The organism is Massilia terrae (assembly GCF_024753145.1).
GTDB lineage: Bacteria > Pseudomonadota > Gammaproteobacteria > Burkholderiales > Burkholderiaceae_D > Telluria > Telluria terrae.
In genome coordinates, this window is the sequence record NZ_JANUGU010000003.1 from 313043 (window position 1) to 337545 (window position 24503).

The window sequence follows — 24503 nt, forward strand, 5'->3', positions numbered from 1 at the left end:
TTATCTCTGGTTCGGCGCCAGCGGCGGCACCGGAGCGGCCGCAGCCGGCTGGCCCGGCGTCGGCACGATGCCGGGCGCGTTGCGCGGGGCCGGGGCCTGGTAGGGCTGGGACGGTGCGAAGCCGCTGCCGGCCGGCGGCTGGCCATTGCTCAATTGTGGCAGCACGGGGGCGCCCAGGTCTTGCAGCAGTCCGCCGCCGCTCGGGTACTGGTTCTGGCCGGCGGCGCGGATCCAGTCGTAGCGGTCCATCGTGATGTTCGAGGTGGCTTCCTTGCTGCGCACCACGATCGGGCGCAGGAACACCATCAGGTTGGTCTTGACCCGGCTCCGGGTGCGGTTCTTGAACAGGTTGCCGAGCACGGGGATGCTGGACAGCCCGGGCACGCGCTCCTCGTTGTCGCCTTCGGTATCCTGGATCAGGCCGCCGAGGACGATGATCTGGCCGTCGTCGGCCAGCACATTGCTTTCGATTGCGCGCACGTTGGTGGTAATGCCGGACGGAGAAGTGAGGGTGGACTGGTCCACGCTCGAATTCTCATGGTAGATCGCCAGCTTGATGGTACCGCCTTCGGAAATTTGCGGGCGCACCTTCAGCAGCAGGCCGACGTCGCGGCGGTCGATGGTCTGGAACGGGTTGGTGTTGGTGCCGCTGGTGGTGGTGAAGGAGCCGCTGATGATCGGCACGTTCTGGCCGACCTTGATGGTGGCCAGCTCGTTGTCGAGCGTGATCATGTTCGGCGTCGCCAGGATGTTGGCGTTGCCCGAGGTTTCCAGCGCGTTGGCCACCGCGCCCAGGCCCAGCTGGCCGTTCTTCTGGTGGAACAGGCCGAGCGTGAAGCCGCCCGGCAGCAGCGAGGCGGCGCTGGAGGCCGCGGTGCTGCCGGTGGTGCTGGTGCCGCCCAGGCCGTTGCGCGCGGCCAGCGCCAGGTTGACGATATTGCCGGGCTGGCCGACGCCGAAGTTCTGCAGGCCGCCGACCCGGTAATTGCTGCTCTGGTCGCCGGACAGGGCGACCCACTGGACGCCGAAGTCGGATGCCTTGTTCGAGGTCACCTCGACCACCATCGCCTCGATATAGACCTGGGCGCGGCGCACGTCGAGCTGGTCGATGACGCCGCGCAGGTTGCGGTACATGGCGTCGTTGGCGGTGATGATCAGGCTGTTGGTGGAGGTGTCGGCCTGGATGTAGCCGGAGCCTTGCGCGGCACCGCCGCCGCCCTGCTGGGTCTGCTGTGCGAAGGTGTTGGTCGGCCCGCCCAGGCCGGTGGAGCCCTGGCCCACCGGGGTGGTGGCGCTGGCCGCGCCGGCCGCGCCGCCGGTGAGGGTGCCGGCCGGGATCGAGCCGCCCTGCGTGCCCTGGCCAGTCTGCGGCGCCGCCGAGACGTCGCCCGTCACCACCGCGCGCAGCGTCTGCGCGACCTTGGCGGCGTCAGCGTTCTTCAGGTAGACCACGTGGACGTTGCCCAGCTCCTGGGTCGGCTGGTCGAGCTTGGCGATCAGCGCGCGCGCCAGGTTGGCCTTGGCCGGCGACGGCGCCTTGACCACCACCGAGTTGGTGCGCGGGTCGGCCATCACGCTCACGCGGCCGGCGTCGCCACCGGGCGCCGGCTCCAACATGCGCGAGGCGATGGTCGCGATGTCGCTGGCGATGCCATTGCGGATCGGGATCACGTCGAGGTCGCCAGTCACCGGCGCGTCGAGCGAGGCGATGATCTTGGACAGGCGCCGCAGGTTGTCGGCGTAGTCGGTGATCACCAGGCTGTTGTTGCCCGGATCGGCCATGATCGAGTTGTTCGGCGACACCAGCGGGCGCAGCACCGCCACCAGGTTGGCCGCCGACTCGTAAGACAGGCGGTAGACCTGGGTCGCGATCTGGTCGCCGTGGGCCTTGGAGCCGCGCACCCCGACCTGGGTCGGCGCCGCCTGCAGCTTGGCTTCCGCTTCCGGCACCACCTTGGCGAAGCCGTCGGATGTGACCACCGCGTAACCCTGCAGGCGCAGCTGGCTGGTCAGCAGCGAGAACGCTTGCGCCTTCGTCAGCGGCCGCTCCGACACCAGGGTCAGCGTGCCCTTGACGCGCGGATCGATGATGAAGGTCATGCCGGTGTAGTGCCCGACCGCCTTGATCACCGACTCGATGTCGGCGTTCACGAAGTTCATGGCCGCACCGCCCGGCGCAACGTTCTGGGCGAAAGCGGGAACCGCCGTCAGGGCGCAGCACAGCATCGCGCCGGCCACGGTCCGGCGCAGGGCCGGCAGATCAAGTTGATTTTTCATTTATCTGAACTCTAGCGCGATAACTTTCTTGCCGTTCACCATTCGGCGCTGGCCCAACAGATTGAGCATGTTGCCCAGCGTGTCTTCGTAACCTTCGGCGGCCGTGGCCTGCCCGGAAAACTGCAGCCGACCGCGGTTCAGGCTGCCGTTGCCGGACAATTGCAGCGCCCCGCGCACCGTGCGCAGGGTCAGCACGGCGTCCTGCCCATGCCAGTCCATCACCATGTCGTAACTGCCCAGCGGCTTGATGGGCGACATGCGCGAACCCATGTCGCTCATGGCCAGCACCGTGCGTCCGGTGACGGCCACCAGCTGGTCCTGGCGCTGCACTTCCAGCGCATTCCAGTCGAGCTTGATCGTGCCGGTCGGCGCCAGCGTGTTCAGCGGCGCGCCCAGCCCGGCCAGTCCTTCCGCCGGCAACAGCAGCTCGCCCGGGCTTACCTGCCACTGCGACCAGCTGCCGGTCACCGTCACCGGCTGCGACAGCGCCTGCGGATTCTCGATCCGCATATTGACCGAGCCCACCAGCACCAGCGGCGACAGATGCCAGGCGAAGCGGCCCGGCAGCAGCGGCGTCACCGCCCCGCCCTCGCCCGGCGCGCCGCCCAGGAAGGCAGAGCCGTTCCACAGCGTACCCTGCGCATCCCCGAGCGTCAAACGGCCGCCCGTTTGTTTCTCCACCAATTGCCCGAGCCACATGGCTGGCAGGAAAGCCAACACCGTCAACAGCACCGCCAGCGCGACCAGCGCCAGCCACAGCACCGCCCGCCTCATTGGTTCGCCGCCCCGCCCTGGCGCAAGGTCAGGCTGGCATCGACCTGGCCGGCCGTGGGCAGCGCCGTGACCGCCGCCTCCAGCGCCTGGATGCGGTTCTCGCGCCGCTGGGCGTCGAGCCAGCTCATCAGGTTAGCGAACGACACATTGTTCACCTGCAGCTTGGCGTACTCGCCGGTCATCGCCAGCGAGCCCGGGGTGATGCCGCGCGACGTCAGGCTTTGCTGCAGCGACTCGCGCGTCATCGGCGGCACCTGCGGCACCGGCTGCGCCGCCAGGCTGCGCGCCTGGTCCGCCAGCGCGTGCATCTGCGCCGCCTGCTGGCGCAGCTGCGGCAGCTGGGCGCGCAGCGCGGCGCGGCCTTCCATCGCCGGCGCGATCAGCACCAGGTAGGCCAGCGCCAGCAGCAATATGCCGGCGCCGATCGACAGCGTGCGCCGCTCCTGCTCGGTGCGCGCCATCCAGTACGCCAGCGCGCGGGCGCGCGCCTGGCCGATCCGTTCCTGCGGGGTCATGGCTTGGCTCCGGTGTTGGCGATGCGCCAGGTGGCGGCGCCGGTTTCTTCCAGCGCCAGGCCGCGTGCGCCCAGCGCCGATTGCAATTGCTTGAACAGGCCCGGATCGACGGTCTCGGCTTTGACCTTGACCAGCAGCGCGCGTTCCCGGTATTCCAGCGAAGTGATGCCGGGCGCGCGGCCGGTGCTGCCGGCCGCTTCGCCGAAGGCCGCCACCAGGTAGTTGAATTCGTCATGCGCCAGCTCGCCGCTGCTGGCCTTGGCGCGGGCGATGTTCTGCTGCATCTGGGCCACCGGGTCGATCGCCGGCGTGTTCGGGTAGGCCGACTTGAAGGTCTGGGTGATCTGCTGGCGGATCGCGTTGGCCTCGCCGCGCTGGCGCAGCCAGTCGACGTTCAGCGCGGCCAGGTTAATCACCAGCACCAGCAGCGCCAGCCGGATCGGCCAGCGCCAGCGGGCCCAGTCGCGCTGCGCCATGCCGGCCGCGCCCAGGCCCGGCACCAGGTCCAGCACGGTGCTCTTGGAGCCGGCGATCCAGTGTGCCCAATCGTCCTGTTCGACCGCGCTGCCGGGACCGGCCTCGGCAGCGATGGCCTGGTACTCGCCCAGCTGCTCGTGCGGCACGTACAGCACCAGCGGCGAGTCGCCGGCCAGTGCGCGCACCGTCTGCAAGGTGGAAGCCGCGGTGCCGTCCAGCGCCAGCCCGAGGCCCTGGTACTGGCTCTGGCGCAGGGTCAGTTCGCCGCCGCCGATGGCGGCCGTGACGCTGCCCGGCTGCAGCGGCAGGCACAGCTGCGCCGGCAGGGCCGTCACCGCGCGCGCGCCTTGCGCCAGCAGGGTGCGCACCAGCGGTTCGAACCAGTCGCGCTGCACCACCGCCACCGGGCGCGTGCCGTCGGCCAATGCGGGGCCGGCGACCAGCACTGCCTCCAGCGGGTCACCCAGGATATGTTCTTCGACCAGGCCGGGCAACGCCGCCCTCAGGCGCGCGCCGGACAGCGGCGGCGCCTGCACCGCCAGCAGGGTCACGTCGGAAGCGGAGACCACCAGCACCACGCGGCGCGCGGCGGCCACCAGGTCGGACAGGTTGCGCAGCGCCCCCACGCCGGTCTGCTCGATGGCGCCGTTGTCCCCGGCCAGCGCGAAGCTGCACAGGGCGCCTTCGCCTTCGGCCCGGGCCGGATGCCGGATGTAGAGTGTAGTCAAGCTCGCTCTCTTTCTTGTTCTAGATTTGGCGTATCCATACCACGTGCGGCCCCAGCTGTCTCTGGGCCGGCGCGGTCACCCTGCTCACCAGCGCTTCGACGTTCAGTGTAGCGCGGTCGAGCTTGATGTGGCTCTCCACCAGGAACCAGTCGCTGCGCACGCTGGCCTGGGTCGGCAATTGCGTCCCCCGCCCCTGCAATGCCTCGGCCGTGAACTGCTGGATGTCCTTGTACGGCGCCTGCTTGCGCCGCATCACCAGCGAGTTCGCGGTCGTCAGCGACAAGGCCGGCGACAGCGCCGACAGCACCTCGGCCGGGGCCGTGTTCACGTTCACCGGCGTATTCGTCGGCAGCACGATCGCGAACGGGCGCAGCTTTTCCACCAGTTCCGGCGTCCAGCCCGGAATCGCCAGCAGGTCGTCGACCTGCACCAATTTCATGACCGTGCTCTGGCGCTGTCCGGTCGTGGTGCCGCCGCCCGGCGTACCGCCGCCGGGGCCGCCGCCCGCGCCACCACCGGCACCGCCGCCGGCGCCGCCCGCATCGCCGCCGCCTGCCGCATCGCCGCCCCCTGCCGCGCCGCCGCCCGCGACGCCGCCCGGTCCCGGGGTTCCGCCGCCGGCGCTCACCTGGCCATTGGCCACTTGCGCCAGGCCTTGGCTGGCAGCGACGAACTGCGCCGTCCGCTGCGCCAGGTTGATATCGATCTGCAGGTTTTTCAGCAGGCGCGCGAACACATCCACCTCGTCCTTGACCGGCGCGCCGCCCGATGCCAAGTTAAATAAATTATAACGTGAGTTGGCGTCGATCATGCTGCCGGACAGGGTCGCATCATACCTCTCTCCTTGCACCCGCTCGCGCTCGATATACTGGTCCAGCCGGGTTTCGGCCAGCGGGGTGGCCCAGATCTGGTTGAGCGAGGTGTACTGGTAGTTGTCCTGGCGGTCCTGCTGCAGCACCAGCCCGGCCCAGTCGAGCGCGCCGCGTTCGATCCATTGCGTCTGCAGCTGCAGGCGCTGGTTCTCCATCGAGCGCACCTGCACCTGCTGCTGCCAGAACAGGCTGGCCACGATCGAGATCGCCAGCGTGGTCAGCAGCAGCGCCGTGACCACCGCCACGCCGCGCTCGCGCCCATGCATTCTCATATGCGGCCTCCCATCAGGAAGGACTTGGTCATCGGCACTTCCTGGCGTTGCACGGTCAGCTGGACCTGCACCCCGGTCGGCGCCAGCGCCAGCCCGACCGTGGCCTGGGTCTGCAGCGAGGAGCGCCACTGGTTGTTCTGCCACAGCAGCACCTGCATCCCGGTCACGCCGGACTGCAGCACCACCGGCTGGGTCTTGTCGCCATCGCCGGTCATGGCCTGCCAGCTCGCATCGAGCTGGGTCAGGTCGCGCGTGGCCACCGATTCGCGCCGGGTCAGGGTGCCGTCGGCCACGCGATAGGCCACCACCTGCAGCCGGGTCGGCTCGTTCTCGTTGGCCACCAGCCGCACCAGGGTCAGGCGGTCGGCGCCGACCAGCAGGTAGGGCCGGCGGTCCATGATGTCCTGGCCCGCGATGTGCTCGCAGTCGCTCTGCATCTGGGCGAAGGCGAGCTGCATGCCGCGCGTGGTCTCCATCTGCTCGGTGAGGGCGACGCGGGCGCGCACGATGCCGTCCAGCCCGCGCCAGCCGAGCACGGCCACCATGGCGAGGATGCCGATCGCGACCAGCAACTCGACCAGCGTGAAGCCCTGTCCCCGCGAAGGCGGTGATCCCATTTGCTTTATCCTCATCTTCATAGCCGCGGCCTCGGCACCAGCTGCACCAGCTTGACGATGCGGCGGTTGGGATTCTCGACGTCGAACACCGACACCTCGACCCGCCGCAGCAGCGGGTTCGGGCTGGTGAACACGTCTTCCTGGCACACCAGCTTGAGGTCGCCTTGCGGGCAGTCGAACACGCGCTTGCCGACGTCGGGGAATTCCTGGCCGAGGCGGATCTGCACCAAGCGGTTCTCGGCCGACCAGGTGGCCATCATGGCGGCGCGCAGGCCGGCGCTGTTCTGCGTCAGGCTGCCCACCGCGCGCAGGCCGGCGCCGAGCGCGGTGCCGACGATGACCAGCGCCACCAGCACCTCCAGCAGGGTGAAGCCGCGTTGGGCTTGGTGGGAGCGCGCCATCGTCATTCGACCGTGAAGTGGCCGACCCCGTCGGCGTGGATGGCGACGCGGTTGTCGCCGCTGGCCAGGGTCAGCACGAAGGGTTTGTCGACCGGCTCGCGGCCGAAGGTGATGCGCAAGGTGCTGCCGCTGCCGCTGCCGGGCGGCGGGTCGAGCATCAGGTTCACCGGCGGATTCTTGAAGGCGCGTTCGCGCAGCAGGTCGTCGTTGACGATCGGGGCCCAGCCCTTGTCGCCGCGGACGAGGAAGTGATAGCGGTCGGAATCGGCTTCGAAGCTGACCAGGCGGTTGCGCACGATCGCCTCGTCACGCGCCAGTTGCAGCAGCAGGGCGATGCGCTGAGCTTCCTTCTGCAGGTCCTGGCGCGGACTCGGAAGCGCGTTCAGCGTAGCCAGCCCCAGCGTGATGCCAATGATGACCATCACGACCAGCAGCTCCACCAGGGTGAAGCCGGAATGCTTGCGTGCCGCCCGCTGGTCCGGCATTGGGCTCCTTACTTGCTTTCCCAGGAGCCGATGTCGGCGTCTTCGCCGGTGCCGCCCGGCTGGCCGTCGCCGCCGTAGGAGAACACATCGACTTCGCCGTGGATGCCCGGCGACAGGTACTGGTACTGGTTACCCCACGGGTCCTTCGGCAGGCGTTCGAGATAGCCGCCTTCCTTCCAGCCGTTGGCGGCCGGGCCGGAGGTCGGCTTCTGCACCAGCGCCTGCAGGCCCTGTTCGGTGGTCGGGTAGCGCTGGTTGTCCAGCTTGTACAGCTTGAGCGCCTGCATGATGGTGGAGATGTCCACGCGCGCCGCGGTCTGGCGCGATTCGCCGGTGCGGCCCAGCAGCTTGGGCACCACTAGGGCGCCGAGGATGCCGATGATGACCACGACAACCATGATCTCGACGAGGGTGAAGCCGCGCTGGCGCAAACTGCGTTTGGAGTCGTTTCGCATATTGATGGATTATGGGTCGGTACAAGCGACGTAGTATAAGACCGATCGGCCAAGGCAGCTATCGGTGGCGGGTCACCAATTGTAAGTCAGCTGTGACAGCCGTGCATTGCTTAACAGTGTGCTATGGACGCCCGGCGCAGACCTGGCATGCGTCATTACGCGCGACAGCGATGCTGGTCCATTCCATCGAGCGGCCATCGAGCAGCAGCAGGCGTCCCGCCAGCGATTCGCCGATGCCGATGATCAACTTCATCGCTTCGGCCGCCTGCATCGCGCCGACCACGCCGACCAGCGGCGCGAACACGCCCATGGTGCTGCAGGCCACGTCCTCGAACTTGCCGTCTTCGGGGAACAGGCAGGCGTAGCAGGGGCTGGCGGCGGCGCGCGGGTCGTACACCGACAGCTGGCCGTCGAAGCGGATCACGGCGCCCGAGACCAGCGGCACGCCGGCCGCGAAGCAGGCGCGGTTGACGGCGTGGCGGGTGGCGAAGTTGTCGCTGCAATCGAGCACGACGGTGGCGCTTTTCACCAGCGCGGCCAGGCGTTCGCCCGCCACGCGTTCGCACAGGGCGGTCACTTCCACTTCGGGGTTAATGGCCAGCAGGGCGTCGCGGCCGGACTCGGCTTTGGGGCGGCCGATGCGGGCGCTGGTGTGCATGATCTGGCGCTGCAGATTGGTCAGGTCGACCTCGTCGTCGTCGACCAGGGTGATGTGGCCGACGCCGCCGGAAGCCAGGTACAGCGCGGCCGGCGAACCGAGGCCGCCGGCGCCGATCACCAGCGCATGCGCGCCAAGCAGCTTCTGCTGGCCTTCGATGCCGATCTCGTCCAGCAGGATGTGGCGGGAGTAGCGCAGCAGTTGGTTGTCGTTCATGGTGCTATTTATGCAAAATATTGCATAACCACAGCCAGCCGTCGTTCCCGCGAAGGCGGGAACCCATGCTGAGATGGCGGGCCTGCAGCTCTCAACGTATCGATAGCGCGAAGGTTCTATGGGTCCCCGCCGTCGCGGGGACGACGGTTCAAGATCAGCCGCTTATTTTTTCTTCACCGGAGCGGCCGACGCCCCCTTCAGCTCCACCGGCTTCTGCTCCGTCCCCGGCAGCTCTTTCGGCGCCGGCCCCTCGACCGCATCATCGGCCTTGGCCAGCTTCACCGGCAGTCCCTTGAAGTGGTTGATCGCCTGCACCAGCTGGAAGTCGTCCTTGCTGCCGTACTCGGTCGGCTTGTGATTCTTGAGCAAGGCCAGCGCCTGCTGCTCTTCCTCCACCTCGTCGCGCTGCCTGGTCTTGACCATCTTGACGTTGCTGCCCGTGGTGTCGTTCTGCAGGTGATGGTCGAGGTCGGCCTCGCGCACGCGCAGCGCGTTCAGGCCATCGCCGTCCGCCGACTCGTCCACCGCCATGTCCGGCACGATGCCGGTGGCCTGGATCGAGCGGCCTTTCGGCGTGTAGTAGCGCGCAGTGGTGATCTTGACCGCGGTGTCCGGCGACAGCTGGCGCAGCGTCTGCACCGAGCCCTTGCCGAAGGTCTGGCTGCCCATCACGATGGCGCGCTTGTAGTCCTGCAGCGCGCCGGCCACGATCTCGGAGGCCGAGGCCGAACCGGTGTTGACCAGCACCACCATCGGCACCTGCTTGAGCGCCGCCGGCAGCTTGGCCAGCGGATCGCCCGCGCCCACCGCGTAGAAGTCGCGGCGGCCGTAGAAGGTCTGGTTGGAATCCGGCAGCTGGCCCTTGGTCGAGACGATCACCTGGTCCTTCGGCAGGAAGGCAGTCGAGACCCCGATCGCGCTCGGCAGCAGGCCGCCCGGGTCGTCGCGCAGGTCCAGCACCAGGCCCTTGATGTTCGGGTTCTGGGCGTACAGCGCGCTGGTTTTCTTGACCAGCTCGTCCACGGTTTCTTCCTGGAACTGGCTGATGCGCACCCAGGCGTAGCCGGGCTCAAGCAGCTTGGCCTTGACGCTGGCGACGTGGATTTCCTCGCGCGTGACCGGCACCACCCACGGTTTGTCGTCGCCGCGGCGGGCGATGGTGACCGTGACCTTGGTGTGCGGCGCGCCGCGCATCTTGTTGATCGCCTCGTCCAGCGACAGGCCCTTGACCGGCGTGTTGTCGATACGGGTGATCAGGTCGCCCGCCTTGATGCCGGCGCGCCAGGCCGGCGAATCCTCGATCGGCGACACCACTTTCACGTAGCCGTCTTCCATCGCGACCTCGATGCCCAGGCCGACGAACTTGCCGGCCATGGTTTCCTGCATCTCGCGGAAGGCTTTCTTGTCCAGGTAGACCGAGTGCGGGTCGAGCGAGGACACCATGCCGGCGATCGCGTCGGACAGCAGCTTCTTGTCGTCGACCGGCTCGACGTAATCGGTCTTGATCAGGCCGTACACGTCGGCCAGCTGGCGCAGCTCGTCCAGCGGCAGCGGCGAGCCCACGTCTTTCTGCGCGAATGCGGAAAACTGGAAAGTGGCGGCCACGCCAGCCACCACGCCGAAGCCGATCAGGCCGAAGTTCTTCAGTTTCTTACCCATCGTCTTTACCCTTTCTTACACCAGCTTGCGGGCGTTTCTCGTCAAAAATGAACCCAGGTCTGCGGATCGAAGGGCTTGCCCTTGTACAGCAACGAGAAAAACAATCCGGATACCTCCACGCCGCCGGTGTTGCCGGCGGTAGCGATCGGCTCGCCCGCCTTTACCATATCACCTTCGCGCTTCAGCAGGGACTGGTTATATCCGTAAATCGACAAATAGGCGCCGCCGTGGTCGATGATAATCATGTTCCCGTATCCGCGCATCCAGGCCGCATGCACCACCCGTCCGGGGCCGGTCGCGCGCACCTCCGCGCCCTCCGGCGCCTTGATGAACATGCCCTGCCAGGCCGGGCCGCCTTCGGGACGCTTGGAGCCGAAGCGGGCCTCGATCTTGCCGTCGATCGGCGCCGCCAGCTTGCCGCGCAGGCTGGCGAAGGCGCCGTCCGGCACCGGCGGCAGGATGTTCGGCGCCGGCTCGCTCTTCACCGGCGCCGGCTTTTCCTCGACCACTTTCGGCGGTTCCGGTTCCGGCAGCGGCTTGGCGCCCGGCTTGCCCTGCTGCGCCAGCCGTTCGCGTTCGGCCTTGGCGCGCGCCAGCGCGGCCGCTTTCGCTTCGGCCTCGGCCTTGGCGCGGGCGGCGGCCAGCGCTTCCTGGCGCTTGCGTTCCGCGGCCGCGGCCAGTTCCTGCTGGCGGATGATCTTGGTCAGCTGGTCGACCATGCCGGCCAGGCGCTTGTCGTCCTGCTCCAGCTTGCTGGCCTGCTTGCGCTGGCTGGCCAGCTTGGTCGACAGCGAAGCCAGCAGGGTCGCGCGGCGGCCTTTTTCCTGCTCCAGCTTGGACTTGGCGTCGCGCTTGTCCTGCTCGATTTCTTCCAGCTCGTCCTTGGCTTCCTGCACCTTGTCGCGGTTGGCCTCGACCTGGGCCAGGTTGGCGCGCAGCGATTCCAGCAGCTTGGCGCGTGCCTTGGACACGTAGGCCATCATCTGCAGGTCGCGGTTGATGCGGTTCGGGTTGTCGCCCGACAGCAGCAGCTTGATGCGGTCCTCGTTGCCGGCCACGTAATGCTGGCGCAGCAGCTTGGTCAGCTGCTGCTTCTGGGTCTCGATGGTCTTGGCCAGGCGCTCTTGCTCGTCGGCCAGCGACTGCAGCTTGGCATTGGTGTCCAGCTGCTCCTGCTTGAGGTCGTGCAGGGCGCGGTTAGCGTCCGAGATCGCGCTTTCCGATTCGGCCAGGGCGTCGCTGGCGTCGTCCTTGGCGCTTTCGGTGCGGTCGATCTCTTTCTGCAAAGCCTGTTGCTGCTGCTGGATGCCGGCCCGGCGCGCCTCGGCCGCGGCCTTCTGCTTGGCGCGTTCGGTGACGCGCGCGTGGGCATTGCCGGCGCAGGCCAGCGCCAGCAGCGCACACAGGAGCGCGCTGCCGGACTTCGGGACGAACGAACGCAAGTTACTTGGCCTTCCCTTGATTGGCCACGGCCGCCTGCGCGGCGGCGATCGCGGCCGGGTCGCCCAGGTAGTAGTGGCGGATCGGCTTCAGGTCCTTGTCCAGTTCGTAGACCAGCGGCTGGCCGTTGGGGATGTTCAGGCCGACGATGTCGTGGTCGCTGATGCCGTCGAGCATCTTGATCAGGGCGCGCAGGCTGTTGCCGTGGGCCGAGATCAGGATCTTCTTGCCGGCCCGGATGGCCGGGGCCAGTTCCTCGTTCCAGCACGGCAGCACGCGCGCCACCGTATCCTTCAGGCATTCGGTCAGGGGGATCGCGTCCTTCGGCAGGCCGGCGTAGCGCGGATCATCGAACGAGGCGCGCGGATCGCCGGCTTCCAGCGCCGGCGGCGGGGTGTCGTAGCTGCGGCGCCAGACCAGCACCTGCTGGTCGCCGTATTTGGCGGCGGTCTCGCCCTTGTCCAGGCCCTGCAGTGCGCCGTAGTGGCGCTCGTTCAGGCGCCAGTCGTTCTTTACCGGCAGCCACATCAGGTCCATCTCGTCCATCGTCAGCCACAGGGTGCGCACGGCGCGCTTCAGGACCGAGGTGTAGGCCAGGTCGAAGGTGAAGCCGGCGTCTTTCAGCACCTGGCCGGCCATGCGGGCCTCGGCGCGGCCCTTCTCGGTCAGGTCGACGTCGGTCCAGCCGGTGAAGCGGTTTTCGAGGTTCCAGGTGGATTCGCCATGGCGCATGAATACGATTTTGTACATAAGCTGTCGGAAAGATTAAGAGTGCAAAAAATCTGGGATCGTCTTCTATTTTATAATGCTCGGATTCACTTCTACCGGGACTGTACGTGAAATTTATCCTTGACCATATTTTTGTCGTCGCCATCGCCGTCGTCTCGGGCCTGGGCCTGCTGTGGCCCGGCCTGCGTCCGGCCGGCAAGCGCGCCACCCCGCTGCAAGCGACCCAGATCCTGAACCGCGGCAAAGCCACGGTACTGGACGTGCGCAGCGCCGACGAGTTTGCTGCGGGGCACATGCGCGACGCCAAACATATTCCGCTGGCAGACTTGGGCAATCGTCTGGCCGAACTCGAAAAGGCCAAGGCCCGTCCCGTCATCGTCGTGTGCCAGAGCGGCGCACGCTCGGACAAGGCGGTGCGCCAGCTGGCCGCCGCCGGCTTCACGGAGGTCTGGAGCCTCGATGGCGGCCTCGCCGCCTGGCAAGCCGCCGGCCTGCCCGTGATCAAATAAACCAGGATTTGGAAGGAAAGCTTATGTCTGCACACGTCGTTCTCTATCACACCGCCGCCTGTCCCTATTGCGTCCGCGCCGAGCGCCTGCTCGAAGCCAAGGGCGTGAAAGACATCGAGCGCATCCGCGTCGACCTCGACCCGGAACAGCGCCAGATCATGATGCAGCGCACCGGCCGCCGCACCGTGCCGCAGATCTACGTGGGCGAGACCCACGTCGGCGGTTTCGACGACCTGTATGCGCTCGATCAGGCCGGACGCCTGGATCCGCTGTTAAATGGCGGCTGATCGTTGAATTGACTGCGCGACAAAACCGTCTATTGTTCGTAAATTGATTTTGCTACAATTGCCGTCGCGTTTATCCAATGCACACATGAACGGCACTGCCGTTCTTCTTAATTTAACGAAAGCGTTCCATGGCTGACGAAAACCTGCAACCCGTATTTCAAATCCAGCGTGTCTACCTGAAGGACATGTCCCTGGAACAACCTAACTCGCCGTCGATCTTCCTGGAGCAGGAAGCCCCGACCATCGAGGTGTCGCTGGACGTTGGCGCTGAGAGCATCGCCGAAGGCATCTACGAATCCACCGTCACCATCACCGTGACCGCCAAGGTCAAGGACAAGGTTGCGTTCCTGGTCGAAGGCAAGCAGGCAGGCATCTTCGAAGCCCGCAACATCCCGGCTGACCAGATGGATCCGCTGCTGGGCATCGGCTGCCCGAACATCGTGTACCCGTACCTGCGTTCGAACATCGCCGACGTGATCACCCGTGCAGGCTTCCCGCCGGTGCACCTGGCCGAGATCAACTTCGAAGCCTTCTACCAGCAGCGCCAGCAGGCAATGGCCGAGGCCGCAGCGGCCCAGCCGAAGCAGTAAACCACCCCGCATCCGGCGCCGGGCGGCTTGTTGCCCCTCGCGCCGGATCGCGCCCGCCATCCGGCCCCTCCTTTTGCCGGGTACTCATGCACGACACCAAACGACACAAGATTACCGTCCTCGGCGCTGGCGCCTGGGGGACAGCCGTTGCCATCGCCCTCGCCGCGCGTCATGACGTGCTGATGTGGGGCCGCCATGCCGAGGCCATGGCCGCCACCGAGCGCGCCCGCGAGAACCTGGAATACCTGCCGGGCTTTCCGCTGCCGCCGGGCTTGCGCGTCACGTCCGATTTCGATGCCGCCGTCGGCCATGTGCTGCACGGCACCGACGACGAGCCGACGCTGCTGATCGCGGCCTGCCCGGTGGCCGGCCTGCGGCCGCTGATGGAAAAGCTCAAGGCATATCCGATCCCGAACGTGGTCTGGCTGTGCAAGGGCTTCGAATACGACACCGGCCTGCTGCCGCACCAGGTAGTGCGCGAAGTGCTGGGCGCTGCGGTGCCGGCGGCGGTGCTGTCCGGCCCCTCGTTCGCGCAGGAAGTGGCGCGCGGCCTGCCGTGCGCGCTGTCGGTGGCCTCCGATTCGCCCGCGCTGCGCGAGCGCGTGGTCGCGGCGGTGCATGGCGGCAGCATCCGCGTGTACGCCTGCGACGACATGGTCGGCGTGGAAGTCGGCGGCGCGGTCAAGAACATCCTCGCGATCGCCACCGGCGCGTCCGACGGGCTGGGGATGGGGCTGAACGCGCGTGCGGCCCTGATCACGCGCGGGCTGGCCGAGATCACCCGGCTCGGCATCGCGCTGGGCGCCAAGCCGGCCACCTTCATGGGGCTGACGGGGATGGGCGATCTGATCCTGACCTGCACCGGCGACCTGTCGCGCAACCGGCGCGTCGGCCTGGCGCTGGCGCAAGGCAAGGCGCTCGACACCATCATCGCGGAGCTGGGGCATGTGGCGGAAGGCGTGCCGTGTGCGAAGGCGGTGCGCGAACTGGCGGCCAAGCTCGGCGTCGATATGCCGATCACCAATGCGGTGGCCGGGGTATTGTTCGATGGGGTGAATGCGACGGTGATGGCGAAGCAGCTGATTGCGCGGGATCCGCGGAACGAGCTCGCTTAAAGCTAACTCTGTTCATGCAAAATGGGGTTCCCGTGCACGTGGGAACCCCATTTCCTCTGCACACCCGCGCACCGAAACCTAATTGGGCGCCCCCCGCGGATCCCTGGTCGGCCCACCACTGTTATCCCCCGGATGCAGCAAAATGGTCAGCAAGCCCACCGCATCCTTGTTCGCCCGCACCGAATGCGGCTCCCCACCGGCCAGGTAGACCATCTCGCTCGGCTGCAAAATGGTGGTGCGCCCGTGCGCATCAAACGCGATCTCGCCCTCCAGGCACAGCAAGGTCATCTCCCCCTCCACCCGATGCTCGGGCAGCGGCTTGTCCTTGGGGATGACCAGCCGGATCAGTTCCATATGCTCCGTCTTGATCAGCGCCACCGAGGTGAAATTCGCGATGTCGTCGCTGTCGCGCCTGAGCTTGATTCGTTCCCCCGATGCCGCATGCTGCAAAGCCATGTCGCTCTCCCCGTCTATTCTTCTTGCGCCACATTTGGAACCCCGCGCAGCCAGGTGACCAGCGCGAAGGCGTCCTTGAATCCCTGCGCCAGCTGCGGCACCAGCTTGTCCGGTGCGTTCAGCTGCAAAGGCACCTCGACCCACACGAAATAGCTCTTGAGCTTGAGAAACTCGACGAGCGGGTGGTCCGGGTCGAAGCCCTTCGGCGGCCGCTGGAGTTTGCCGTCTTCCTCGCGCAGGCTGCCGTAGGTCTCGCGCAGATGCTTATTCTTCAACATCTTCGAGAAACCCGGCGCATCGTTGACAATGTGTTCGCGGATCGCCTTCAGCCGCGGCGCAGGGGGAATGTATTCGCCGGCGCCGAACAGCAACTTGCCGTCGCGCTCGATGTGGAAATAATAGGTCGGGCCGGCGCCGTGGCTGGGACGGCGCTTGTTGTTGGGCGCGATGCCGGCCGAGAAATAGGTCTTGTACGGCGTCTTGTCGTGCGCGAAGCGGGTGTCGCGGTAAATGCGGAACATCGACTTCTTCGGGTCGCAAGCCGCCACTTCCTTGTCGAACTTGCCCAGCTCGCGGATGACGTCGGTCACCACCTGCAGGAATTCCGCCCGCAGGATGTCGTAGCGCGGCTTGTTCCACAGGAACCAGGGGCGGTTGTTGTTTTCGTTGAGTTCGTTCAGGAACTGCGTCAGGTCGCGCAGGTGCATGGATGTCCTTTTCTGGTTTACTCGTCGTCGACCTGGCGCGGGCGGCGGCCGATGTTCACGTCCATCTTTGCCTCGCGGTTCTTGCGCATCACGGTCATCCGGGATTTGCCGCCCGGTTTCAGCTGGGCGATGAGGTTGAGCATATCGCTGGTGTTGGCGACCTTCTTGCCGTCGACGTCGAGCAGGATGTCGCCCGGCCGCATGCCGGCTTTCTCGGCCGGTCCGCCGCGCACCACGCCGGCGATGATCGCCCCGCTCTGCCGGGCCAGGCCGAAGCTGTCGGCCAGTTCGGGCGTGATGTCCTGCGACTCGATGCCGATCCAGCCGCGCACCACCTGGCCATGCTGGATGATCTGCTCCAGCACCATCCTGGCGGTGGACACCGGGATCGCGAACCCGATCCCGACCGAACCGCCGGTCTGCGAAAAAATCGCCGAATTAATGCCGAGCAGGTAGCCGCGCGAATCGACCAGCGCCCCGCCCGAGTTGCCGAAGTTGATCGCGGCGTCGGTCTGGATGAAGTTTTCGTACTGGTTGATGTGCAGGTTGTTGCGCCCCAGCGCGGAGATGATGCCCATGGTCACGGTCTGGCCGACACCGAAGGGATTGCCGATCGCCAGCACCACATCGCCCACCCGCGCGTCTTCCACGCGGCCCATCACCATCACGGGCAACTTGTCCAGGCGGATGCGGACCACGGCCAGGTCGGTTTCGGGATCGGTGCCGACGATCCTGGCGGCGCTCTTGCGGCCATCGGCCAGCACGACTTCGATCTCGTCGGCGGCCTCCACCACGTGGTAGTTGGTCAGGATATAGCCGTCGGTGCTGACGATCACGCCCGAGCCGAGGCTCGACATCTGCTCGTGCGGCAGCTTGTCGCCGAAAAAGCGCTTGAAGAAGGGATCCTTCAGCGAAGGATGCGCATCGCGCAGGGCCTTGCTGGTCAGGATATTGACCACCGCCGGCATCGCGCGCCCGGCGGCCTGGCGGTAGCTGTCCAGCACCGGCGCCGCGCCGGCCTGCAGCACGCCGGCCGCGGCCGGGCCGCTGCCGACCTGCACCTGGCTCACCTGCCGCCCCAGCCACTCCGGCCGCATCGCCGCCACCACCGCGTAAATGCCCAGTGCGATCGTGACGGTCTGCGCGAAAATCAGCCAATAACGTTTCATCGGGGACGGCCGCGGGGGCCGGGACTTATCTCTTCAGGGAGTCGCGGATATCGCGCAGCAGCATGATTTCCTCGCTCGGCGGGGTCGGCGCCTCGGCCACCTTGGGCTCGGCGCGCAGGCGGTTCACCACCCGCACCATCTGGAAGATGATGAAGGCGAGGATAATGAAGTTCAGCAGCACCGTGAGGAAATTACCGTAGGCCAGCACCGCGCCCGCCTTCTTCACCTCGGCCAGCGGCAAGCCATAGGCCTGGTTATGGAGCGGGATGTAGTAGTTGGAGAAATCCAGGCCGCCCAGCAGCAGCCCGATCGGCGGCATGATGAGGTCCTGCACCAGCGAATCGACGATCTTGCTGAACGCGGCGCCGATGATCACGCCGACCGCCAAGTCGATCATATTGCCTTTGACGGCGAAAGTTTTGAACTCCTGCAGCATGCCCATGCGTTCTCCTTCAGGTTGGCAAGGTTGTTATTTCTGCAGTACAGATAATACCGCAAGCCATCACCAAGGGAAGACCTCTCGCGGTCCTGCCGCCTGCCGCGAATGGCGGTTTTTCCTTCCCCCGCACTGCGCCATTCTTTTTTCTTTAGTTAAGTTGCCCATTCACATATAATTTTAGGTTGCTGGAAGCTCTTTATTGATTCTTAAGTTCGTATTTAACGGAGTGGAGTTGGTATGAGTAATAAAAAGCAGGTCGATTCAGGCCGGCGGGGCCTGCTCGCGGCTACATGTGCTGCGGGCGGGGTCGTCGGTGTCTCAACAGCGGGTGTCCTGGTAAGTACCTTCCAGCCGTCCGAACGGGCCAAGGCCGCCGGTGCGCCGGTGGAAGTGGACATCTCGGACGTGAAACCAGGCGAACTGAAAGTGGTCGAATGGCGTGGCAAGCCGGTTTGGATCCTGCGCCGCACGCCGGAAATGCTCGCCAGCCTGCCCAAGAACGACGACAAAGTCGCCGATCCCACCTCCGACAAGCCGTACCAGATGCCCATGCCTGAGTACTGCAAGAACGAAACCCGTTCGCGCACCGAGCACAAGGAAGTGCTGGTGGCGGTCGGCATCTGCACCCACCTGGGCTGCTCGCCGTCGCAACGCTTTGCCGAGGGCGCCCAGCCCAACCTGCCGGACGACTGGCACGGCGGCTTCCTGTGCCCCTGCCACGGCTCGACCTTCGACCTGGCCGGCCGCGTCTTCAAGAACAAGCCCGCTCCGCTGAACCTGGACATCCCTCCGTACATGTATCTGTCGGATAACAAGATCCTGATCGGCAAAGACGAGAAAGGCGAGGCATAAAGATGGGTACCGCATTCAAGGAGACCAAGCTGCCCGCCGAGGCACCGGCAGCCGACAAGGCGCTGGCCTGGGTGGACGACCGCTTCCCGCTGACCAAGCTGTGGAATGACCAGTGGGGCAAGTACTACGCCCCCAAGAACTTCAACCTCTGGTACATCTTCGGTTCGCTGGCGATGCTGGTGCTGGTGCTGCAGATCGTCACCGGCATCTTCCTGACCATGCATTACAAGCCGGACGCCACCATGGCCTTCGGTTCGGTCGAATACATCATGCGGGAAGTCCCGTGGGGCTGGCTGGTGCGCTACATGCACTCGACCGGCGCCTCGTCCTTCTTCATCATCGTGTACCTGCACATGACCCGCGGCCTGCTGTACGGCTCGTACCGCAAGCCGCGCGAGCTGATCTGGCTGTTCGGCTTCGCCGTGTTCCTGTGCCTGATGGCCGAAGCCTTCTTCGGCTACCTGCTGCCGTGGGGCCAGATGTCGTTCTGGGGCGCCCAGGTGATCGTCAACCTGTTCTCGGCCATTCCCTTCGTCGGCCCGGACCTGTCGCTGTGGATCCGCGGTGACTACGTGGTGTCGGACGCGACCCTGAACCGCTTCTTCGCCTTCCACGTGATCGCGATCCCGCTGGTCCTCCTGGGCCTGGTGGCGGCGCACCTGATCGCGCTGCACGAAGTCGGTTCCAGCAACCCGGACGGCGTGGAAGTGAAGGAAACCGTCGGCCCGGACGGCCATCCGCTCGACGCCATTCCGTCGCACCCGTACTACACCACCAAGGACCTGATGGGCGTGTCGGTGTTCCTGCTGATCTTCTCGGCGGTCGTGTTCTTCGCGCCGGAGATGGGCGGATACTTCCTGGAATATAACAACTTCCTGCCGGCCGACTCGATGAAGACCCCGCCGCACATCGCGCCGGTGTGGTACTTCACCCCGTTCTACTCGGTGCTGCGCGCCACCACCTCGGACTTCATGTGGGTGGTGATGATCGGCCTGGCGGCCTACGTGGTGCTGATCTTCCTGCGCTCGCGCCTGTCGTCCAAGACCAAGCTGGCGATCGCGATCGTCGCCGTGCTGGCCGAGATCGGCATGCTGCCGCAAGTGCTCGACGCCAAGTTCTGGGGCGTGGTGCTGTTCGGTTCGAGCGTGGTGATCCTGGCCGGCCTGCCGTGGCTGGACAAGTCGCCGGCCAAGTCGATCCGCTACCGTCCGCAATGGCACAAGTACGTGTACATCGTGTTCGGCATTTCCTTCCTGGCGCTCGGCTACCTTGGCACCCAGATGCCGACCCCGGCCTTCACGATGATCGCCCAGGCCTGCACCTTGCTGTACTTTAGCTTCTTCCTCCTGATGCCGTGGTGGAGCACGATGGGCACCTTCAAGCCCGTGCCCACTCGCGTGACCTTCACGCCCCACTGATCGCCGGAACCAAGCAAAAGGACAACAAGATGAAATTGCATAAGAAACTGATTGCGATCCTGGCCTTGCTGCCGGCACTCGCATTCGCCAACGAAGGCGGCTATCCGCTGGACAAGGCGCCCGAACGCGACAGCCTGGCCTCGCTGCAGAACGGCGCCAAGCTGTTCGTCAACTACTGCCTGAACTGCCACTCGGCCAGCTCGATGCGCTACAACCGCCTGCGCGATCTCGGCCTGACCGAAGACCAGATCAAGAACAACCTCCTGTTCTCGGCAGACAAGGTCGGTTCGCTGATGACGGTGGCGATCAAGCCCGACGACGCCAAGGCCTGGTTCGGCGCAGTGCCGCCGGACCTGTCGGTGATCACCCGCGCCAAGGCCTCCGGCGCCGGCAGCGGCGCCGACTACCTGTACACTTACCTGCGCACCTTCTACAAGGACGACACGCGCCCGACCGGCTGGAACAATATGGTCCTGCCGAACGTGGCAATGCCGCACGTGCTGTGGCAGCTGCAGGGCGTGCAGGTGGCCAAGTTCGAAGACGTGCCCGACGAGCACGAACACGGCCGCACCGAGCACAAGTTCGTCGGCTTCGAGCAGGTGCAGCCGGGCCAGATGACCGCCGCCGAGTACGACTCCAACGTGGCCGACCTGGTCGCCTACATGAACTGGATGGCCGAGCCGGCCCAGAACACGCGCAAGAAACTGGGCGTGATCGTGGTCATGTTTTTGGCCCTGTTCGCCTTCCTTGCATGGCGCCTGAACGAGTCGTATTGGAAAGAAGTTAAGTAAGCAAGGCTTTCTTTTGCCATGCCCGGTTAGATATAATCTGGGCAATGTGCATTCTTGGGGTGAAGCGCACACCGCGTTTCGCCCCTTTTGTTTCTTATAAGGAACTACCCATCATGATGGTTCTCTACTCCGGCACCACGTGCCCGTTCTCGCAGCGCTGCCGCCTCGTCCTGTTCGAAAAAGGCATGGACTTCGAAGTGCGCGACGTCGACCTGTTCAACAAGCCGGAAGACATTTCGACGATGAATCCCTACGGCCAGGTGCCGATCCTGGTCGAGCGCGAGCTGATCCTGTACGAATCGAACATCATCAACGAGTACATCGACGAGCGTTTCCCGCACCCGCAGCTGATGCCGGCCGACCCGCTGATGCGCGCCCGCGCGCGCCTGATGCTGTTCAACTTCGAGAAAGAGCTGTTCGTGCACGTGCACACCCTCGAAGGCGAGCGCAACAAGGTCAACGACAAGGCGCAGGACAAGGCCCGCTCGGAAATCCGCGACCGCCTGACCACCCTGGCGCCGCTGTTCCTGAAGAACAAGTACATGCTGGGCGACGAGTTCTCGATGCTCGACGTGGCGATCGCGCCGCTGCTGTGGCGCCTGGATCACTACGGCATCGAACTGTCGAAGACGGCCGCGCCGCTGATGAAATACGCCGAGCGCATCTTCTCGCGCCCGGCCTACATCGAAGCGCTGACCCCGTCCGAGAAGGTGATGCGCCGCTGATGGTGCATGCGGTGCCGTGCGGCACCGCGTCTTGCTCGCAGCGTGCGCCCCGAAAGCGAATGGGCGTACACTGCGTGAATACCCGTCCTTGCGAACACACATGTCTGAAATTTCCACCAAGCCTTACCTGTTGCGCGCCATCTACGAGTGGTGCACGGATAGCGGCTACACGCCCCACATCGCGGTCAAGGTCGACGCCGCCACCACGGTTCCGATGGAATACGTGCGCAAGGGCGAAATCGTCCTGAACATCAGCTACGGCGCCACGTCGGGCCTGAAGATGGACAACGACGCGGTGCACTTCAAGGCGCGCTTCAACGGCGTCTCGCGCGAGATCTATATCCCGGTGAACAATGTGCTGGCGATCTACGCCAACGAGAACGGCCAGGGCATGGCGTTCGAGGTGGAAGCGGCTCCGGCCGAGGCCCCCGCGCCGGCTGCGCGTCCGCCGGTCGAAATGGCGCCGCCGACCTTGGCTGCGGTGCCGAGCGAAGAGCCTGCAACGACCGAGCCGGATGGTGGCGACGAGCCCCCGAAGAAGGGCGGCCGGCCCACGCTGACGCGGGTTAAGTAGAGTTAAATAGCGTATAATCCACCGCGCGCCGGCTTAGCTCATTTGGTAGAGCAGTTGATTTGTAATCATCAGGTGGCGGGTTCGAGTCCTGCAGCCGGCACCAAAATTTAGCTTTGAAAACAGTGCCTTAGGTTTTATCAACCTAAGGCATTTGTCTTTGTGGAACGCAAAAAGTACACTTTCAGTACACTCAGCAGTCACAGAGGCTCATGGCAACCATCGTTCTTACCCCTTCCGGCACCTACAAAGCACTCGTTCGCATGCGAGGCTGGCCGACCACTTCAAAGACTTTCCGACTCAAACGCGATGCAGTCGATTGGGCTCGCAGAACCGAAGATGAGATGGTTCGTGGCGTCTACATCTCGCGGACCGGCTCCGAGCGCATGACGTTGCAGGAAGCGCTGCAGCGGTACCTGGCCGAAGTAACGCCAACCAAGAAGCCAACTACACAGCGCAGTGAAAAGATCACGGCCCAGCACTTAATCGGATACCTCGGCAAGTACTCAATGGCCGCACTGAGCAGTGAGCTCGTGGCGTCGTACCGGGACCATCGTCTCGCGGCAGGAAAGTCCAACAACACCGTTCGCATCGAGTTGGCTATGCTGAGCAATCTCTTCACGATCGCGATTCAGGAATGGGGCTTGGGACTCACGCACAACCCTGTTGCCGCGATCCGCAAGCCAAGCCCTGGGCAAGGACGCGATCGCAGGCTTACAGATGACGAGGAGCGGCGGCTGCTTGAGGCGGTAGAAGCCCACAGCAACCCGATGCTTGCGTGGGTCGTTAAAGTAGCTATCGAGACAGGCATGCGGCAGTCCGAAATCTTAGGACTGCGGCTCAACCAAGTGGATTTGCACAGCCGAGTTGTCCGGCTACTGGACACCAAGAACAATTCAGCGCGCACGGTGCCGCTGAATGCTGCTGCGACCGCCACATTCAAGAGCGCGCTGGAGAACCCTCTTCGCCCCAAAGAAACGCACCTTGTGTTCTTCGGGGAGCCAGGTAGAGATGGCAAGCGCCGGCCGTATCAGTTCGCGAAGATTTGGCAAGACATCAAGGAGGCCGTTGGGATTAGTGATCTGCACTTTCACGATCTGCGCCACGAGGCAGTGAGCCGTTTGGTAGAGAATGGGCTAAGCGATCAGGAAGTCGCCTCAATTAGTGGACACAAATCTATGCAAATGCTCAGAAGATACACTCATCTTCGTGCCGAAGATCTCGTCTCGAAGCTGGACGGTCTCGAGAAGACCCGGGCAGTCGTCTTTGACGTGTACGGCACACTTGTGTCGATCCGCGATAAACGGATGCCTTTCGCAAAGCTACTGCAGATAGGCGAGGCTCAGGGTCGTCCTAGAACTTCGGCTGACCGCCGTGTACTAATGGCCTCGTCGTTCACCCTAGCACAAGCCGCAGCATTCCTAAAAATCGACCTTACTGCTGCCGAGCTTAATTCGTTAGAGGCAGATCTTAATGCTGAGCTGGAATCCATCACTTTGTTCCCAGAGGTGATCCCGACGATCCGTTCTTTACAGAGCCGAGGCATCAAAGTTGGCATCTGTTCTAATTTAGCTGCTGCTTATGCATCACCAGTCCAGGCAATCCTGCCAATGGATTTAAATGCGTACGTCTGGAGCTTTCAGATAGGCGCACTGAAGCCTGAGCCAGCCATTTACAAACACGTCTGCGATGCGCTTGACTGTGAACCTCATCAAATTTTGATGACGGGCGACAGTTTGAAAGCTGACGTTGATGGTCCGAAAATATTTGGTATGAGGTCAATATTGTTGAATCGCAATGTCGATAAGAAAGGACAAATCTCTTCGTTGACCGGACTACTGGATCTCGTCTAAGTGGCTGAATAACTCAGTGACAAAGTGGAAACTAGCGATTTGAAATGCTTTGTTTGGCGAACTCGGTAAATGTGTTTGCAATCTGCGCATGCTGATGCGCTAACACCTAAACAATAGATCCCGAGTTGCGCTCAAAGCGTTGTTGCGCCCTCGCAACATCTCGAAAAAAATGTCAGCTTAGTATGCCGCACTTCTAAGCAAGAACCAGTCATTTCACCCGAAGAGCTACGTAACTGATTGATTCTTATAAAGCAATATAGTTCTCATAAGGCAAAACCGATTAAGATCGCTTACAAAAACATGATATTTCGATTTCAAATGCGCAGATTATCGACCTCAGAACTCACTAACCTCGAAGACAAAATTCATAGATTTCCTCAGCAAAATCAATAGATTAGCAAATTCTTGCACTAACACTTAGTTGATTACGAAACTTTAGTCAGATT

The 24503-nt window shown here is 64.5% G+C and carries 27 protein-coding genes and 1 tRNA gene; 11 read left to right on the forward strand and 17 right to left on the reverse strand.

Going from position 1 to position 24503, the window contains the following annotated elements; genetic code table 11:
- The 13 genes from gspD to gpmA form a co-directional block, all read right to left on the reverse strand.
- Window positions 1–2277 carry a type II secretion system secretin GspD gene (gspD, locus tag NX778_RS12260; protein WP_258812025.1) on the reverse strand — a complete coding sequence of 759 codons (2277 nt, stop codon included), beginning with the start codon at window positions 2275–2277 and terminating at the stop codon, window positions 1–3.
- Window positions 2278–3051 (reverse strand): type II secretion system protein N, encoded by a 774-nt coding sequence (gene gspN / locus NX778_RS12265; RefSeq protein WP_258812026.1) that lies wholly within the window; start codon window positions 3049–3051, stop codon window positions 2278–2280.
- The gene (locus NX778_RS12270; RefSeq protein WP_258812027.1) at window positions 3048–3566 is read right to left on the reverse strand and encodes a type II secretion system protein M; all 519 of its coding nucleotides are present in this window, start codon (window positions 3564–3566) and stop codon (window positions 3048–3050) included. The genes gspN and NX778_RS12270 overlap by 4 nt, the downstream gene beginning before the upstream one ends.
- On the reverse strand, window positions 3563–4771 hold the full coding sequence (gene gspL / locus NX778_RS12275; protein WP_258812028.1) for a type II secretion system protein GspL: 1209 nt from the start codon (window positions 4769–4771) through the stop codon (window positions 3563–3565). Before gspL ends, NX778_RS12270 begins: the two co-directional genes overlap by 4 nt.
- A 19-nt stretch (window positions 4772–4790) precedes the next feature.
- Window positions 4791–5915, reverse strand: coding sequence for a type II secretion system minor pseudopilin GspK (gene gspK / locus NX778_RS12280; RefSeq protein WP_258812029.1), 1125 nt, complete (start codon window positions 5913–5915; stop codon window positions 4791–4793).
- On the reverse strand, window positions 5912–6532 hold the full coding sequence (locus NX778_RS12285) for a type II secretion system protein GspJ (protein WP_258812030.1): 621 nt from the start codon (window positions 6530–6532) through the stop codon (window positions 5912–5914). Before NX778_RS12285 ends, gspK begins: the two co-directional genes overlap by 4 nt.
- Window positions 6533–6549: 17 nt before the next feature.
- On the reverse strand, window positions 6550–6933 hold the full coding sequence (gene gspI / locus NX778_RS12290; protein WP_258812031.1) for a type II secretion system minor pseudopilin GspI: 384 nt from the start codon (window positions 6931–6933) through the stop codon (window positions 6550–6552).
- 2 nt (window positions 6934–6935) lie between these two features.
- Window positions 6936–7418, reverse strand: a complete 483-nt coding sequence (locus NX778_RS12295) for a GspH/FimT family pseudopilin (RefSeq protein WP_258812032.1) — start codon at window positions 7416–7418, stop codon at window positions 6936–6938.
- A gap of 8 nt (window positions 7419–7426) precedes the next feature.
- Window positions 7427–7873 carry a type II secretion system major pseudopilin GspG gene (gspG, locus tag NX778_RS12300; RefSeq protein ID WP_258812033.1) on the reverse strand — a complete coding sequence of 149 codons (447 nt, stop codon included), beginning with the start codon at window positions 7871–7873 and terminating at the stop codon, window positions 7427–7429.
- A 121-nt stretch (window positions 7874–7994) separates the two neighbouring features.
- Window positions 7995–8747 carry a HesA/MoeB/ThiF family protein gene (locus NX778_RS12305; protein ID WP_258812034.1) on the reverse strand — a complete coding sequence of 251 codons (753 nt, stop codon included), beginning with the start codon at window positions 8745–8747 and terminating at the stop codon, window positions 7995–7997.
- 162 nt (window positions 8748–8909) lie between these two features.
- A complete protein-coding gene (locus NX778_RS12310; protein WP_258812035.1) occupies window positions 8910–10406 on the reverse strand; it encodes a S41 family peptidase in 1497 nt (498 codons plus the stop codon).
- 41 nt (window positions 10407–10447) lie between these two features.
- Entirely contained in the window at window positions 10448–11848 is a 1401-nt protein-coding gene (locus tag NX778_RS12315) for a murein hydrolase activator EnvC family protein (RefSeq protein WP_258812036.1), read from the reverse strand.
- A gap of 1 nt (window position 11849) precedes the next feature.
- Window positions 11850–12596: a 2,3-diphosphoglycerate-dependent phosphoglycerate mutase gene (gpmA, locus tag NX778_RS12320; protein WP_258812037.1), complete on the reverse strand. Its 747-nt coding sequence runs from the start codon at window positions 12594–12596 to the stop codon at window positions 11850–11852.
- 86 nt (window positions 12597–12682) lie between these two features.
- On the opposite strand from gpmA, the gene NX778_RS12325 reads away from it, so the two are divergent.
- From NX778_RS12325 to NX778_RS12340, 4 genes are all read left to right on the forward strand, one after another.
- Window positions 12683–13084, forward strand: coding sequence for a rhodanese-like domain-containing protein (locus NX778_RS12325; RefSeq protein WP_258812038.1), 402 nt, complete (start codon window positions 12683–12685; stop codon window positions 13082–13084).
- A gap of 23 nt (window positions 13085–13107) precedes the next feature.
- Window positions 13108–13371 carry a glutaredoxin 3 gene (gene grxC, locus NX778_RS12330; RefSeq protein WP_258812039.1) on the forward strand — a complete coding sequence of 88 codons (264 nt, stop codon included), beginning with the start codon at window positions 13108–13110 and terminating at the stop codon, window positions 13369–13371.
- 128 nt (window positions 13372–13499) lie between these two features.
- On the forward strand, window positions 13500–13961 hold the full coding sequence (gene secB, locus NX778_RS12335) for a protein-export chaperone SecB (RefSeq protein WP_258812040.1): 462 nt from the start codon (window positions 13500–13502) through the stop codon (window positions 13959–13961).
- 86 nt (window positions 13962–14047) lie between these two features.
- Window positions 14048–15076: an NAD(P)H-dependent glycerol-3-phosphate dehydrogenase gene (locus NX778_RS12340; protein WP_258812041.1), complete on the forward strand. Its 1029-nt coding sequence runs from the start codon at window positions 14048–14050 to the stop codon at window positions 15074–15076.
- Between the two features lie 78 nt (window positions 15077–15154).
- On the opposite strand, the gene NX778_RS12345 is transcribed toward NX778_RS12340, so the two are convergent.
- From NX778_RS12345 to mscL, 4 genes are read right to left on the reverse strand one after another with little or no spacing between them, the layout of a single operon-like run.
- On the reverse strand, window positions 15155–15532 hold the full coding sequence (locus NX778_RS12345) for a cupin domain-containing protein (protein WP_258812042.1): 378 nt from the start codon (window positions 15530–15532) through the stop codon (window positions 15155–15157).
- A gap of 14 nt (window positions 15533–15546) precedes the next feature.
- Window positions 15547–16239 (reverse strand): DUF2461 domain-containing protein, encoded by a 693-nt coding sequence (locus tag NX778_RS12350; protein ID WP_258812043.1) that lies wholly within the window; start codon window positions 16237–16239, stop codon window positions 15547–15549.
- A 17-nt stretch (window positions 16240–16256) separates the two neighbouring features.
- The gene (locus NX778_RS12355; RefSeq protein ID WP_258812044.1) at window positions 16257–17408 is read right to left on the reverse strand and encodes a Do family serine endopeptidase; all 1152 of its coding nucleotides are present in this window, start codon (window positions 17406–17408) and stop codon (window positions 16257–16259) included.
- Window positions 17409–17433: 25 nt separating this feature from the next.
- The gene (gene mscL / locus NX778_RS12360) at window positions 17434–17850 is read right to left on the reverse strand and encodes a large conductance mechanosensitive channel protein MscL (protein ID WP_307728023.1); all 417 of its coding nucleotides are present in this window, start codon (window positions 17848–17850) and stop codon (window positions 17434–17436) included.
- 234 nt (window positions 17851–18084) lie between these two features.
- On the opposite strand from mscL, the gene petA reads away from it, so the two are divergent.
- From petA to NX778_RS24645, 7 genes are all read left to right on the forward strand, one after another.
- Complete coding sequence (gene petA / locus NX778_RS12365; protein WP_258812045.1) at window positions 18085–18699, forward strand: ubiquinol-cytochrome c reductase iron-sulfur subunit; 615 nt, start codon at window positions 18085–18087, stop codon at window positions 18697–18699.
- A 2-nt stretch (window positions 18700–18701) separates the two neighbouring features.
- The gene (locus tag NX778_RS12370) at window positions 18702–20117 is read left to right on the forward strand and encodes a cytochrome b (protein WP_258812046.1); all 1416 of its coding nucleotides are present in this window, start codon (window positions 18702–18704) and stop codon (window positions 20115–20117) included.
- A gap of 29 nt (window positions 20118–20146) precedes the next feature.
- The gene (locus tag NX778_RS12375; RefSeq protein ID WP_258812047.1) at window positions 20147–20908 is read left to right on the forward strand and encodes a cytochrome c1; all 762 of its coding nucleotides are present in this window, start codon (window positions 20147–20149) and stop codon (window positions 20906–20908) included.
- A gap of 113 nt (window positions 20909–21021) precedes the next feature.
- Window positions 21022–21633, forward strand: coding sequence for a glutathione S-transferase N-terminal domain-containing protein (locus NX778_RS12380; RefSeq protein WP_258812048.1), 612 nt, complete (start codon window positions 21022–21024; stop codon window positions 21631–21633).
- Between the two features lie 100 nt (window positions 21634–21733).
- Complete coding sequence (locus tag NX778_RS12385; protein ID WP_258812049.1) at window positions 21734–22207, forward strand: ClpXP protease specificity-enhancing factor; 474 nt, start codon at window positions 21734–21736, stop codon at window positions 22205–22207.
- 27 nt (window positions 22208–22234) lie between these two features.
- Window positions 22235–22310, forward strand: a tRNA-Thr gene (locus NX778_RS12390).
- Between the two features lie 106 nt (window positions 22311–22416).
- Window positions 22417–24057 (forward strand): HAD-IA family hydrolase, encoded by a 1641-nt coding sequence (locus NX778_RS24645; RefSeq protein ID WP_370661329.1) that lies wholly within the window; start codon window positions 22417–22419, stop codon window positions 24055–24057.
- Window positions 24058–24503: the final 446 nt, after the last annotated feature.